11 protein-coding genes are annotated in these 13,189 nt (G+C 63.0%); 7 read left to right on the top strand and 4 right to left on the bottom strand.

Annotated elements, in window-relative coordinates; translation table 11 throughout:
- The first annotated feature begins 68 nt into the window (after positions 1–68).
- The 7 genes from hpaE (at position 69) to ACN2XU_RS14790 (ending at position 6,872) form a co-directional block, all read left to right on the top strand.
- Positions 69–1,583 carry a 5-carboxymethyl-2-hydroxymuconate semialdehyde dehydrogenase gene (hpaE, locus tag ACN2XU_RS14820; RefSeq protein ID WP_419411233.1) on the top strand — a complete coding sequence of 505 codons (1,515 nt, stop codon included), beginning with the start codon at positions 69–71 and terminating at the stop codon, positions 1,581–1,583.
- A complete protein-coding gene (locus tag ACN2XU_RS14815; protein ID WP_419411232.1) occupies positions 1,580–1,990 on the top strand; it encodes an HD domain-containing protein in 411 nt (136 codons plus the stop codon). Before hpaE ends, ACN2XU_RS14815 begins: the two co-directional genes overlap by 4 nt.
- A gap of 18 nt (positions 1,991–2,008) precedes the next feature.
- Positions 2,009–2,992 carry a 3,4-dihydroxyphenylacetate 2,3-dioxygenase gene (hpaD, locus tag ACN2XU_RS14810; protein ID WP_419411231.1) on the top strand — a complete coding sequence of 328 codons (984 nt, stop codon included), beginning with the start codon at positions 2,009–2,011 and terminating at the stop codon, positions 2,990–2,992.
- Between the two features lie 70 nt (positions 2,993–3,062).
- Positions 3,063–4,460 (top strand): pyridoxal phosphate-dependent decarboxylase family protein, encoded by a 1,398-nt coding sequence (locus ACN2XU_RS14805; protein WP_419411230.1) that lies wholly within the window; start codon positions 3,063–3,065, stop codon positions 4,458–4,460.
- Entirely contained in the window at positions 4,457–5,311 is an 855-nt protein-coding gene (locus tag ACN2XU_RS14800; RefSeq protein ID WP_419411229.1) for a fumarylacetoacetate hydrolase family protein, read from the top strand. The genes ACN2XU_RS14805 and ACN2XU_RS14800 overlap by 4 nt, the downstream gene beginning before the upstream one ends.
- Positions 5,308–6,108, top strand: coding sequence for a 2-oxo-hept-4-ene-1,7-dioate hydratase (gene hpaH / locus ACN2XU_RS14795; protein WP_419411228.1), 801 nt, complete (start codon positions 5,308–5,310; stop codon positions 6,106–6,108). Before ACN2XU_RS14800 ends, hpaH begins: the two co-directional genes overlap by 4 nt.
- A 209-nt stretch (positions 6,109–6,317) precedes the next feature.
- Entirely contained in the window at positions 6,318–6,872 is a 555-nt protein-coding gene (locus tag ACN2XU_RS14790) for a DUF1993 domain-containing protein (RefSeq protein WP_419411227.1), read from the top strand.
- Positions 6,873–7,131: 259 nt separating this feature from the next.
- On the opposite strand, the gene ACN2XU_RS14785 is transcribed toward ACN2XU_RS14790, so the two are convergent.
- The 4 genes from ACN2XU_RS14785 to mprF form a co-directional block, all read right to left on the bottom strand.
- Positions 7,132–7,728, bottom strand: coding sequence for an Isoquinoline 1-oxidoreductase subunit (locus tag ACN2XU_RS14785; RefSeq protein WP_419411226.1), 597 nt, complete (start codon positions 7,726–7,728; stop codon positions 7,132–7,134).
- Positions 7,729–7,731: 3 nt separating this feature from the next.
- Entirely contained in the window at positions 7,732–9,894 is a 2,163-nt protein-coding gene (locus tag ACN2XU_RS14780; protein WP_419411225.1) for a xanthine dehydrogenase family protein molybdopterin-binding subunit, read from the bottom strand.
- Between the two features lie 3 nt (positions 9,895–9,897).
- A complete protein-coding gene (locus tag ACN2XU_RS14775; protein ID WP_419411224.1) occupies positions 9,898–10,356 on the bottom strand; it encodes a (2Fe-2S)-binding protein in 459 nt (152 codons plus the stop codon).
- A gap of 184 nt (positions 10,357–10,540) precedes the next feature.
- Positions 10,541–13,153: a bifunctional lysylphosphatidylglycerol flippase/synthetase MprF gene (gene mprF, locus ACN2XU_RS14770; RefSeq protein WP_419411223.1), complete on the bottom strand. Its 2,613-nt coding sequence runs from the start codon at positions 13,151–13,153 to the stop codon at positions 10,541–10,543.
- Positions 13,154–13,189 lie beyond the last annotated feature (36 nt).

Below are 13,189 nucleotides of genomic sequence, written 5' to 3'. Positions count from 1 at the left end.
ACCTGAGTGTCATCACGGGCATTTCACCGACATATCGACACGCATCCGATCCGCTGGAGGCCCACCGCATGACGGCATTCGACGACAACCTTGCCAAGCTGGACATATATCTGGCTCCGTTCCGCAGCGCGGGCATCCAGAACCGGATCGCGGGCAAGGACGCGCCCGGGGCGGGCGGAGTCTTCCAGACCCGCTCGCCGGTGGACAAAAGCGTGATCTGCAACGTGGCCCACGGCACTGCCGAGAATATCGACGCCGCCGCCAGAGCGGCGCACGCCGCCTTCGCCGCGTGGCGCGACATGCCCGCGACGGCGCGCAGGGCGATCCTGATCCGCATCGCCGAAGGCATCGAGGCGCGCGCCGAGGAAATCGCCCTATGTGAATGCTGGGACACCGGTCAGGCCTACAAATTCATGTCCAAGGCAGCGCTGCGCGGTGCGGAGAACTTCCGCTATTTCGCGGATCAGGTCGTGCAGGCCCGCGACGGCCAACACCTCAAGTCGCCCACGTTGATGAACATCACGACACGCGTTCCTATCGGCCCCGTCGGTGTCATAACGCCCTGGAACACGCCGTTCATGCTGTCGACGTGGAAAATCGCACCGGCGCTGGCGGCGGGCTGTAGCGTTGTGCACAAACCGGCCGAGGCCTCGCCGCTGACCGCCCGTTTGCTGGTCGAGATTGCCGAAGAGGCCGGGCTGCCGCCGGGTGTGCTGAACACGGTGAACGGCTTTGGCGAAGACGCGGGCAAAGCGCTGTGCGCGCACCCGTTAATCAAGGCCATCGCCTTTGTCGGCGAAAGCCGCACCGGCAGCCTGATCACCAAACAGGGTGCCGATACGTTGAAGCGTAATCACCTTGAGCTTGGTGGCAAGAACCCGGTGATCGTGTTCGAGGATGCCGATCTCGACCGCGCGCTGGACGCCGTGATCTTCATGATCTACTCGATCAACGGCGAGCGCTGCACCTCCTCCAGCCGACTGCTTGTGCAGGACACGATCCGCGAGGATTTCGAGGCCAGACTGATCGAGCGGGTCAACGCCATCAAGGTCGGCCATCCGCTCGATCCGGCCACGGAGATCGGCCCCCTGATCAGCGAAGAACACTTCGACAAGGTCACCCGCTATTTCGAAACCGCCCGCGCGGAGGGTGCGACGATCGCGGCGGGCGGCGAGACCGTCGGGGAGACCGGGTATTTCGTCCGGCCCACCCTCTTTACCGATGCCAACAACCGGATGCGCATCGCGCGGGAGGAGATCTTTGGTCCGGTTCTGACCTCGATTCCCTTCGGCACCGAAGAAGAAGCCCTACAGATCGCAAATGACACGCCCTATGGGTTGACCGGCTATGTCTGGACCAACGATCTGACCCGCGCGCTGCGCTTTACCGACAGGCTGGAGGCGGGCATGATCTGGGTCAATTCCGAGAACGTCCGCCACCTGCCGACACCCTTCGGCGGGGTCAAGGCAAGCGGCATCGGGCGCGACGGCGGCGACTGGTCCTTTGACTTTTACATGGAACTCAAACACATCGGCTTTGCCACCGGCCAACACAAGATCACCAAACTGGGCACCCTCTCATGATTGGCGCTGCATTTGAACTGGCGCTGTCCGCGCATGCGGGACAGACCGACAAGGCAGGCATGGCCTATATCGGCCATGTCGCCCGTGTTGCGGCCGGTGTGACGGATGAAATCGACGTTGTCGTCGCGCTGCTGCACGATGTTGTCGAGGATTGCGACATTCCATTGGCTCAGATCGCTGACCAGTTCGGCCCCCGGGTTGCCGAGGCGGTCGATGCGATCACCCGCCGCCCCGATGAGCGGCCCGAAACCTATTACGCCCGCGTCGCCGCAAATCCCATCGCCACACGGGTCAAGCGCGCCGATATCGCAGATAACAGCCATCCCGCGCGGCTGGCACTGCTGGATGCCGAGACAAGAGATCGGCTGACCCGAAAATACCAAACCGCATTGCGCCATCTTTCCTGAACCCAAGAAGCCAAAACCATGCCCGTCCCCGCCCCCAACCTCTATCCCGATTTCAACACCATCCGCCTGAGCCATGTCTGCCTGAACGTGGCCGATCTGGTCGCCTCCAGGGCGTTCTATGCCGATACGCTCGGCCTGCAGGTCACCGATGAAAGCGACAGCCATATCTATCTGCGCGCCATGGAAGAGCGCGGCCATCACTGTGTGATCCTGCAAAAATCGGATTTGCCCGGCACCGTCGAAGTCCTTGGTTTCAAGACCTTTGATGAGGCCGACCTTGACAAGGCAGAGGCCTATTTCCGCGCCCGGGGCCGCCCGACCGCCTGGGTCGAACGCGCCTATCAGGGCCGGACGCTGCTGACTTCGGACAACATGGGCATTCCGCTGGAGTTCTATCACACGATGGACCGGCTTGCGCCAATCCATCAGAAATACGCGCTTTATCGCGGGGTCAAACCGCTGCGCATCGACCATTTCAACTGTTTCAGCCACGACGTCGATGCTTCGGTCGCCTTCTACAGCGATTTCGGCTTTCGCGTGACGGAATACACCGAGGACGAAGTCAGCAAGAAGCTCTGGGCGGCCTGGATGCACCGCAAGGGCGGCGTGCATGACATGGCCTTTACCAACGGCACAGGGCCGCGCATGCACCATCTGGCCTTCTGGGTGCCGACCCCGCTGAACATCATTGACCTGCTCGATCTCATGGCGACGACCGGTTATGTGAAGAACATCGAACGCGGCCCCGGACGGCACGGCATCTCCAACGCCTTCTTCCTCTATATTCTCGACCCCGATGGGCACAGGATCGAGATCTATTGCTCCGATTACCAAACCGTCGATCCCGATCTGGAACCGATCAAGTGGGACTTGCAGGATCCGCAGCGCCAGACCCTTTGGGGTTCGCCGGCACCGGAAAGCTGGTTCAAGCACGGCTCTGGTTTTGTCGGCGTCGATACCCGCGACTCGCAAATCGCCGCCAGCCCGATCATCGCGCCCTGATCGCCGGCTTGCCCGGCTCTCACACGTTCACGCGCCCTGCCCGCGCAGCACACGAAAAAAGGTCCAAGTCATGAATTGGGATGAATTCGCCGAGTGGAGCAAACAGATCGCCGATTGGGGCGCGGCCTATCATACGGGCCTGCCGGACCGCCCCGTCCGCGCGCAGACAAAGCCCGGCGAAATCGCCGCGCAACTGCCCTCAAGCCCTCCGCAACAGGGCGAAGACATGGCCGCGATCCTGAAGGACTTCGATGCGATCGTCATGCCCGGCATGACCCACTGGCAGCATCCCCGCTTCTTTGCCTATTTCCCGTCCAATGCCGCGCCGCCCTCCATCCTTGCCGAGCAATTGGTGAACACCGTGGCGGCGCAATGCATGCTGTGGCAGACCTCCCCCGCCGCGACCGAGGTCGAGGGCGTCATGGTCGACTGGCTGCGGCAGGCGCTCGGGCTGGCCGAAGGCTACACCGGCGTCATTCAGGACAGCGCCTCCTCCGCGACGCTCTCCGCAGTTCTGACCATGCGCGAGCGCGCGACCGGCTACACCGGCAACCGCGAGGGACTGTCGGGCAAGGGACACCTGCGGATCTACTGCTCCGATCAGGTCCATTCCTCAATTGACCGGGCGTGCTGGGTCGCCGGGATCGGGCAGGACAATCTGGTCAAGATCGGCACCAATGGCCCCCGCCACGCCATGGATGTGGCCTCGCTCGAAGCCGCGATTGCGGCGGACCGCGCGGCGGGCCACACCCCTGCGGGGATCATCGCAATCACTGGTGGAACAGGGATCGGGGCGAGCGACGATCTCGCTCCCATCCTCGACCTGGCACAGCGCCACGATCTCTATACCCATCTCGATGCGGCCTGGGCCGGGTCGGCGATGATCTGCCCTGAATTCCGGGAAACCTTCTGGACCGGCGTCGACCGCTGCGACAGCATCGTGTTCAACCCGCACAAATGGCTCGGGGTGCAGTTCGATTGCTCTGTCCAGTTCCTGCGCGATCCCGCGCCGCAGCTCAACACGCTGAAAATCGAGCCCGAATACCTCAAGACCACCGGTGCGGCGGTGACCAACTATTCGGAATGGACGATCCCGCTCGGGCGGCGGTTCCGGGCGCTGAAGATCTGGTTCCTGCTGCGGTCCTACGGCCTCGAAGGCCTGCAGACCCGCATCCGCAATCATGTGGCCTGGGCTGGAGACCTGTGTGAAGCCATTCGCGGTCTGGATGGCTTCGAGATCGTCACGGAACCCATCCTCAGCCTGTTTTCCTTTCGCTGTCCCGGCGATGACGCCGCCCAACAACGGCTGGTGGACGCAATCAACGACGATGGCCGGGTCTACCTGACCCAAGGCGCGTTCGATGGTCGCAAGATCATTCGCGTACAGGTTGGCCAGTTTGACACAACCCGCGAAGACGTGATGACGGTGCTCACCGTCATCCAGGATACTTGGGAGCAAATACAATGACTTTCGCCACCTACACCGCTGGAGGAGAGACCTGTTACGGCGCCGTCACCGACGGCGGGCTGATCGCCCTCAACGACATCTTCCCGCAGTGGCCGACGCTCTTTGATGCGGTTCAGGCCGGCGGACTTGCAGCGCTTGGCGAGGCGGCCCGGGGCAAAGCCGTGACCCACGAGAGCGTACAATACGAGATGGTCCTGCCGACGGCGCGCCGTATCCTGTGTGTCGGCGTGAACTTTCCCGACCGCAACGCCGAATACAAGGACGGCAGCGACCTGCCAAAATACATGTCGCTGTTTCCGCGATTTGCCAGCGGTTTTACCGGGCACGATCGCCCGCTGATCCGCCCGCCGGAAAGCCACACGCTCGATTACGAAGGCGAGTTGGCGATTGTCATCGGCAAGACCGGGCGCCGCATCGCCCAGGCCGACGCCTATGACCACATCGCCGCCCTAACCCTTTGCAACGAAGGCACGATCCGCGATTGGGTGCGCCACGCCAAGTTCAACGTAACCCAAGGCAAGAACTGGGACAACTCCGGCGCGCTTGGCCCCTGGCTTGTGCCCTTCACCGACGCGGCGCAGCTGGACGAGGCGCGCATTGTCACCCGGGTCAATGGCGACATCCGGCAGGACGATCTGGTATCGCGGATGCTGCACCCGATCCGGCGGCAGATCGAATACATCTCGACCTTCATGACGCTGTTGCCCGGCGACATCATCGTCACCGGCACGCCGACCGGATCGGGTGCACGGCTGGACCCGCCGCACTACCTCAAGCCCGGCGATGTGGTCGAAGTCGATGTGTCCGGCATCGGCACCCTGCGCAACACGGTCGAGGACGAAGCCATATGACCCCCGAAGACCACTTTCGCGCCGCCGCAGACCTGCTCCATGCCGAGGCCACCGGGCAGCAGATCGGCTTGCTCACCCATCGGCACCCGGACATGACCATGGACGATGCCTATGCCGTGCAAAACGCGCTCTCACGCGCGAAGCTGGCGCAGGGCCGCACGGTCATCGGCTGGAAAATCGGCCTGACGTCGAAGGCGATGCAATACGCGCTCGATATCGACATTCCCGACAGCGGCATTCTGTTTGATGATATGGCCTTCGGGACCGGCGCGGCTGTGCCCGCTGGCCGGTTCATCCAGCCCCGGATCGAAGCCGAGATCGCCTTTGTGATGAAATCCGCCCTTGGCGGGGCCGCTGTCACCCGCGCCGACGTTCTGGCCTCAACGGACTATGTCGCGCCCGCGCTGGAAATCCTCGACACGCGGATTGTGCGCAAAGATCCGCAGACCGGCAAAACGCGCACCGTGTTCGATACGATCAGCGACAATGCGGCCAACGCCGGCATTGTGCTGGGCCGGCAGAAACACGCGGTCGATGCGTTTGACCTGCGCTGGGTCGGCGCGATCACAACCCGCAATGACGCGGTGGAGGAAACCGGCCTTGGTGCGGGCGTGCTGAACGATCCGGTCGAAAGCGTCGTCTGGCTCGCCCGGCGCATGGCGCACTACGGCCAAAGAATCGAACCGGGCCAGATCATCCTCTCCGGCAGCTTTATCAGACCCGTCGAATGCCCGTCCGGCAGCGTGATCCACGCGGATTTTGGCGCATTCGGCGCGGTCGATCTCTCGTTTGAATAACGCGAGTTTCACCCTCGGATATCAGACAGAACCGACCTGTGCCTTCCATCACTGAGCTCAGACTGTTTTCCATACGCCTGAGGCAAGGGAAGCCACCGCGACCTGCACAGCGAAAGTCGGCTTGGAGCCCTCAGTGACGGATGCTGCAGCACGTCCTGACGACCGCTTCGGGGATTGCCTAGGGGCCGTCGCAAGATCATAACTAGATCATGACAACGTCCCTCTTCGATCTGAGTGTTCCGACCTACTTGCAAACGGTACGTTCAATCGGGGCGTGCCTCGACAAGGTAGTCGTCCATTGCTCCGAGACCGGAATCGACCCTGATGATTTCGTGGAAGCACGTCTGGTGTCGGACATGGCACCGTTCTGGTTTCAGATTGAATGCGTCGACAACTATTCCGTCTGGGGACTGGACGCTCTCAGGCATGGTGCCTTCAACCCACCTGAACTTGTCGGAGCGATCCCATTCGGCGAGCTGCGCAGCAGACTCTCAAAAACGGAGGCCGCGTTGTTGGAGTTCAAACCCGACGAGGTCAACGCATGGTCCGGAAAGCACCTGGACATGCAAATACACACAAATCCCCAGACGTCGGCGTTTACCTCTGAAACGTACCTGCTGTCATTCCTGCTGCCCAACTTCTACTTCCACGCGGTGACCGCCTACGACATCCTTCGCACGCGCGGCATGCCAATCGGGAAGAGCGATTTCGAGGGCCAACTGCGCGTTCTCGACACCTCAAACCTCGCAGGCGCTCATCACTGACATTCAATCGGTCAATGGGATGGCAGCTTCGTCCGCGAAGCAGACCATCGTGCGCCCTGTGTCCAATGTCTGGTTCGAGTGAGCAGTGCTTGGAGTTCGGGGCAATTGTTCCGGGCACGACCGACTGGGAAGAGTAAGAGAAACCGGCGGCTTGTCTCAAAGAAGTACGGCCTTCGACCTCTGCGCCGCAGATGCCCCGAAGAGCACGAAAAAGGCGACCACACGCGGTCGCCTTTGTGACGAAGCGGGCTTCCCGGACTTAGCTGTTCGGGCAGGCGGCGCCTGTGTCGATCCAGGCCTGAGTGAGCTCACCGAAGATCTCCTGCGTCCCCGGTGCCGGTTCACGCCCCTCACCCGGCTTCCAGCCCCAGCCGACAAGCCCGTCTTCTGCGTTGTGTTCATGCAGCTCCGCCAGTGTCCGATCCCCGTTGCGCTCGGGGTCCTTGAGCTGGGCACAGATCTCTGCCGCGCTTTTTCCGATCCAGCCCATGCTGATCGGTGCGAGCCGCCACGGCTCATGCCCCGGAATCGAGCCTTCGCCGGTCTCGAAGGCCATGTTCTCCGTGCCATGGCAAGTGCTGCACCGCATGCCCGGCGCGCCGAAATCCGCCACGCCGCGGACAACTGGCGGCTGATGCACGGCCATCTCCATACCCTGCCGCGGGGTGTTGTCCACCGGGTGACAGTTCATGCAACGCGGATGCTCGATCACGGCCATCATCTCACCGAAGAGCGCGGAAGAGCGCTCTGCCTCGTTCTCGATGGTGGCGAATTCGTCCGGTGTGCGCAGGCCGTTGACGGTGTCTGCATAGGCCGGGGCGGCGCAGAGCAGCGCCGCAATCAGATAGGTCTTCATGGTTCAGGCTCCGGCTTTGGCAAATGGCAGGGTGGTCACGGTCTTGCCGGTCAGGGCGCGCCATGCATTGGCAACGGCGGGGCCGACAGGGGGCAGACCTGGCTCGCCCACCCCTGTTGGATCGGCGTCGGACTGGATGATTTCCACCATCACCTCCGGCATCTCGTCGATGCGGAGCATGCGGTAGGTGTCGAAGTTCGACTGCTCCACCGTGCCGCCCTCGCCGAGGGTGATCTCATCGAAAAGCACAGAGCCAAGGCCATAGCCAATACCACCCTCCATCTGGGCGCGGATCACGTTGGGGTTCACGGCAACGCCGCAATCCACCGCGCACCAGACGCGGTGCACCTTGGGCATGCCGCCCTCATCCGACACCTCGGCGATTTGCGCCACGTAGGTCTCGAAGCTTTCATGCAGTGCCACGCCGTACGCCTTGCCCCCCTTGACCGACGTGCCGTCCCAGCCCGCCATCTCGGCAACCTTTTCAAGCACGGCGCGGTCGCGCGGCTTGTCTGCCTTCAGCAGGTCCAGCCGCCCCTGCACCGGGTCCTTTCCCTGCGCCTCCAGCACCATGTCGAGAAAGACCTCTGTGGCATAGCCGGTGTGAGAGTGCCCCACCGAGCGCCACCACAGCACCGAAACCGGGCTTTCCATCGCGGCCCAGCCGATGCGTGCATTTGCGAAATCATACGGCATCCTGGTCGAACCTTCATAGGCCGTGGGATCCATGCCGTCCTGCATCATCTGCGCCATCGGCCCACCGGCCATGATGGACTGGTTGGCAACGATGTTTTCCCAGCCGGTCAGGCTGCCGTCTTCGGCAAGGCCTGCGCGGAATTTGTGCACGGTGAGCGGGCGGTAGTATCCACCGTGCAGATCATCTTCGCGCGTCCAGACCAGTTTGTAGGCGCCGGGTCCGCCCGCCTTGGCAACAGCGGCCAGCTCCGAGGCGAAATGCGCCGTGTCCTGCGCGCGGCGGCCAAAACTGCCCCCGGCCAGCATGACATTGATCGAGACCTTGGACGGGTCCAGCCCGAGCGTACCCGCCACCGTTGGCAAATCGAGCCCGGGAAACTGCGAGCCCATCCAGACCTCGGCACCCTCTTCGCTCAGTTCGAGCACACCATCGAGCGGCTCCATCGGGGCGTGGGCAAGATAGGGAAAGCGGAACTCCGCTTCGATCACGCGGGCCGCGCCGTCGATGGCTGCCGCGCCGTCGCCGATCACTTCGGCATCCTTGCCGCCCTGTGCTGCAGCCTCGGAAAAGGCCGTGTAGATTTCATCGCTCGTGCGGGTCTCCGCCGCGCTTTCATCCCATTCGATGCTGAGCGCGTTGCGCCCCTTGATTGCCGCGTAGGTCGACGCGGCATAGACCGCCACGCCCTGCGGGATCTGCCGCACGGCGCTGACGCCCGGAACCTCAAGCGCGGCGGCATCGTCGAACGAGGCGACTGTCGCACCGAATTTCGGCGGGTGGGCGACGACAACGGTCTGCATCCCGTCACGGTAGACATCCATCGTGAAAGTCGCCGTGCCATTGGATTTGGCCACAGTGTCAAGCTTCGGTCGGTCCTTCCCGATCAGCACGAACTGATCCGGGGTTTTCACAGCCGGATCGTCCGGCGGGGTCTGTTGCGCGGCTTTTTCGGCCAGCGCACCGAAACTGGAGGTCTTGTCACCGTGCGCGATGACACCTTGCGAGACGGTGATCTCTTCGGCGGGAACGCCCCATTCCTCGGCAGCGGCAGCAACCAGCATGGCCCGCGCGGCGGCGCCCGCCTTGCGCATCTGCATATAGCTGTTGGCCATGGCGGTGGACCCGCCGGTTCCCTGCATCCCGAACGCGAGGTTCTTGTACAGTTCATTGTTCGCCGGCGCGCTCTCGGCGCGCATCTGTGACCAGGCGGCGTCCATTTCTTCCGCGACGAGCGTGGACAGCCCGGTGTTGGGCCCCTGTCCGAACTCAATGTGCTTGATCATGACGGTGATGGTGTCATCCGGTGCCACCCGCACAAAGGCGTTGGGTGCGAACGTGGCCTCATCGGTTGCGCCGCTGGCCAGCGCCAGCGCCGCGCCGGACTGGGCACGGGCGGCGATGGGCAGTGTCATGCCGATTACCAGACCGGCGGAAGAGGCAAGAAACCCCCTGCGGTTCATCTTTGTCATGGGTCAGCCCTCCAGCGTATCGGCAGCATCATGGATCGCCTTGCGGATCCGCACATAGGTGGCACAGCGGCAGACGTTGCCCGCCATCGCGTTGTCGATATCCTCGTCGGTCGGCTTGGGGATTTCTCGCAGCAGCGCCGTGGCGCTCATCACCTGTCCTGACTGGCACCAGCCGCATTGCGGCACGTCCAGCGACGCCCATGCGCCCTGAACCGCCTCTGCTTCCGGTCCGTCGACGCCTTCGATGGTGGTGACGAAACTACCGTCAACCATTGAGATCGGCGTGACGCAGGAGCGGCGGGTCATGCCGTTCAGCATCACGGTACAGGCCCCGCATTGCGCGACCCCGCACCCGAATTTCGTCCCTGTCATCTGAAGTTCGTCCCGAAGGACCCAAAGCAGCGGCGTGTCCTCGGGGACATCGACCGTTACCTCTTTACCGTTTAGTTCAAACGTGGCCATGCGTTTCCGCTTCCTTGCTCAAGTTTTCTGGACTGTTGGATCAAACGTAGATTGAAACGACAAATCGTCGAACACTAAAAAGGGGCAATTTCATGCTTTGCCGCTGTCGCACGCGGATCGCTCTGCGTGCCGGACCGTGCATCGCCCGCGCAAGGCGCGGCGCTGCGGACCCGGGATAACCGGCTTAATGCGCGGGAACCGATGGTTTCTTTGGTGACGAAACCGTGGACCGTGCGCCGCCGCCGATGAGGGTCACGATGGCCGTTGCGACCGCAAGAATATTGGCGCGCGGCGGCAGCGCGACGTAGATCGGGCGCCATTCGGGATCGAACTTCTCCTTGAAACCGCGCAGGCCCTCGAAATTGTAGAACTGCCGACCGTGTTTGTACACGAAGGCTCCCATGCGCGCTGTCAGCCGCGCACCGCGCCGGGCCTCCAGGCCGGAAAGCGGCGCGTTGCCAAGGGAAAACTCGCCGAATCCCTCCGCCGCAAAATGCAAGAGCAGCTCGGTAAAGAGAAACTCCATCAGGCCTGGCGGAGCATCATCCACATAACGCATCAGATCAAGCGACGCCGCCACCTTCTGATCCGTCACCCAAAGCGAGGCAAAGGCGACAATCCTGTCGTTCAGGCGCACAAGCGCGATGGGCGATTGGCAGAGCACCTCCGGATCGAACCGGCCCACCGAGAAGCCCTTCTCCCCGCCGGATTTCGAGGTCAACCAGGCATCAGAAATGCCGCGCAGCTCCTCCAGGAGGTCAGCCGCGATGGGCGGCTGAATCACCTCGAAGCGCAGACCATCGCGCATCGCGCGGTTGTGCGCCGTGCGCAGGCGCTTTCGGCGCGGGCCTTCAAGGCTGAAGTCCCCGAGCGGGACCACGGCCTCCTCGCCCATCTTGATCAGCGCCAACCCCATGTCGATGCAGAGCGGAACATGCCCGGTTGACACCGAATAGAAGATCGGCCGGGCATTGGCAGAATAGGCCGCATCGTGAAAGGCCCAGGCCAATTGCCGGACTTCGGACGGATCGCCGAACGGCTCGTGCAGCGCAATCCAGCTGCGCCCATGAATCCGGTACATCAACGCGGTGCGCCCGCTATCCGAGAACATCAGGCATTTATCCCCCGTCAGCGCGATATGCGCCTCCGGGTCCGGCTGGGCCATGACGAGGGCGCGGGCGCGCTGCAGCTCTTCGGGTGTGGCCAGAGCGTGGCGCAGACTGCCAGGGCGCAGAGCAAAGACCAGCAAGGCAACCGTCAGCACAATTCCCCCGATCAGCGCCGCCCGCAACGCGCGCGGGGCGCTCTGATCCGAGGCGAACTGCCACCACAGATCATGGGCATAGGGCGTGGCCTTATGGGCAAAGAACAACACCGCCAGCAGGGCAACCACCAGGCTGATCATCATCAAGGACCAGCGCAGGCTGAGCACATCGCGGGTCAGGCGCGTGGTGCGAAAAAACTCCCGCCGGGTGGGCAGAAGGATCAATAACGCCGCAGCCAGCATAAGGGCGCGGTCGTAATCGAGACCGTTGGCAAGGCTCGCCGCTATGCCCCCCGAAAGCGCCAGCACCGCCAGCCACCACGCCCCCTGCACCCGGCGCAGCAATCCATGCGCGATAACCAGCATCGACGCACCGATGGCACTGGTCAGCAAGGCGCCGCCTTCGATGAGCGCCGTTGGCAAAAGCATCTCAAGATCCTCGGCGAAGTCCGATGTGGCCGGGATCAGGCTGGAGATCATCATGATCACGCCCGACGCAAAGATCATGGCAGCCATCGCAAGCGGAACAAGCGCACTGATCGAGCGAAAGACACCTTGCAGCGCCGGATGCACGGCGCGACCGGACGCCAGCCGCAACTCCGTCAGGGCGAGGATCACCAGCGCAACGCAGAACGGCACAAGATAGTAGATGAGGCGAAAGAGCAGCAACCCGGTCGCGGCCTGCTCGACCGAGACGGAAGGCGGCAAAGCGGCAATGATGACGGTCTCGAACACGCCGACACCGCCGGGCACATGGCTGATGACCCCGGCCATGACAGCCGCGGCAAAGACCGCAAGAAACGTGGCAAAGCCAAGATCCACCGGCGGCAACAGCAGGTAGAGCGTGATCGCGGCCAGCATGAGATCCACACCGGTAAAGATAAACTGCCCCGCCATGATCCCCGGAGATGGCGGCCGAAGGGTGATGCCGCGGATCGTCACTTCCGATTGCCGGGCCGCGATCGCGAACAGGATCGCGGTGGAGGCGGCGACGATGGCCAAAGACACCCAGCGTATGGTCTCTGGCGCCATCGGGATCATGTGGCCAAGGGCATTCGGATGGTAGGCCAGCGCGCCGAAACCGATGATTGTGGCCCCGAAGCCGAAGGCCATCGCACCGAATGCGGCGATGGCGGCAATGTCATAGGCCGACAGGCCAAGCGCCGAGTAGATCCGATAGCGTACCGCCCCGCCGGTGATCGGCCCGGCGCCGATGGTATTGCCAAATGCATAGCCAAGAAAGGCACCGAGCGCCGTCACCGAAGGCGGCAGCCGCTTGTCGATATAGCGCAAAGCGGACCAATCATATCCAATCAGCGTCGCATAGCTTGCGGCGGTGGTCAGCAGCGCCAGCGCGATGACGTGCATGGGCGTGGCGCGCACCTCGGTCATGACGGCCCGCAGGTCGACCGGTGCGAGAAGATGATACAGCGCCCAGGTTCCCGCCGCAAAAAGTGCGGCCGTGACGAAATACGGCAATACCGTCTTGATGCGATACCACGAAGCGGTTTCGGAACCGGTCTCGTCCGTCATGCGTAAGTGCTCTCCCCCGTGGTGTTCACAGCTGAC

This window comes from Pacificoceanicola niger (assembly GCF_048553275.1).
In the GTDB taxonomy this organism is placed as follows: Bacteria; Pseudomonadota; Alphaproteobacteria; order Rhodobacterales; family Rhodobacteraceae; genus Pacificoceanicola.
This window is presented reverse-complemented; position numbering and strand designations above follow the sequence as displayed.

Coding starts and splice junctions, on each gene's coding strand:
- hpaD (WP_419411231.1), top strand. CDS start 2,009: ATGCCCGTCCCCGCCCCCAACCTCTATCCCGATTTCAACACCATCCGC.
- ACN2XU_RS14775 (WP_419411224.1), bottom strand. CDS start 10,356: ATGGCCACGTTTGAACTAAACGGTAAAGAGGTAACGGTCGATGTCCCC.
- ACN2XU_RS14785 (WP_419411226.1), bottom strand. CDS start 7,728: ATGAAGACCTATCTGATTGCGGCGCTGCTCTGCGCCGCCCCGGCCTAT.
- hpaE (WP_419411233.1), top strand. CDS start 69: ATGACGGCATTCGACGACAACCTTGCCAAGCTGGACATATATCTGGCT.
- ACN2XU_RS14805 (WP_419411230.1), top strand. CDS start 3,063: ATGAATTGGGATGAATTCGCCGAGTGGAGCAAACAGATCGCCGATTGG.
- ACN2XU_RS14780 (WP_419411225.1), bottom strand. CDS start 9,894: ATGACAAAGATGAACCGCAGGGGGTTTCTTGCCTCTTCCGCCGGTCTG.
- ACN2XU_RS14800 (WP_419411229.1), top strand. CDS start 4,457: ATGACTTTCGCCACCTACACCGCTGGAGGAGAGACCTGTTACGGCGCC.
- ACN2XU_RS14815 (WP_419411232.1), top strand. CDS start 1,580: ATGATTGGCGCTGCATTTGAACTGGCGCTGTCCGCGCATGCGGGACAG.
- mprF (WP_419411223.1), bottom strand. CDS start 13,153: ATGACGGACGAGACCGGTTCCGAAACCGCTTCGTGGTATCGCATCAAG.
- ACN2XU_RS14790 (WP_419411227.1), top strand. CDS start 6,318: ATGACAACGTCCCTCTTCGATCTGAGTGTTCCGACCTACTTGCAAACG.
- hpaH (WP_419411228.1), top strand. CDS start 5,308: ATGACCCCCGAAGACCACTTTCGCGCCGCCGCAGACCTGCTCCATGCC.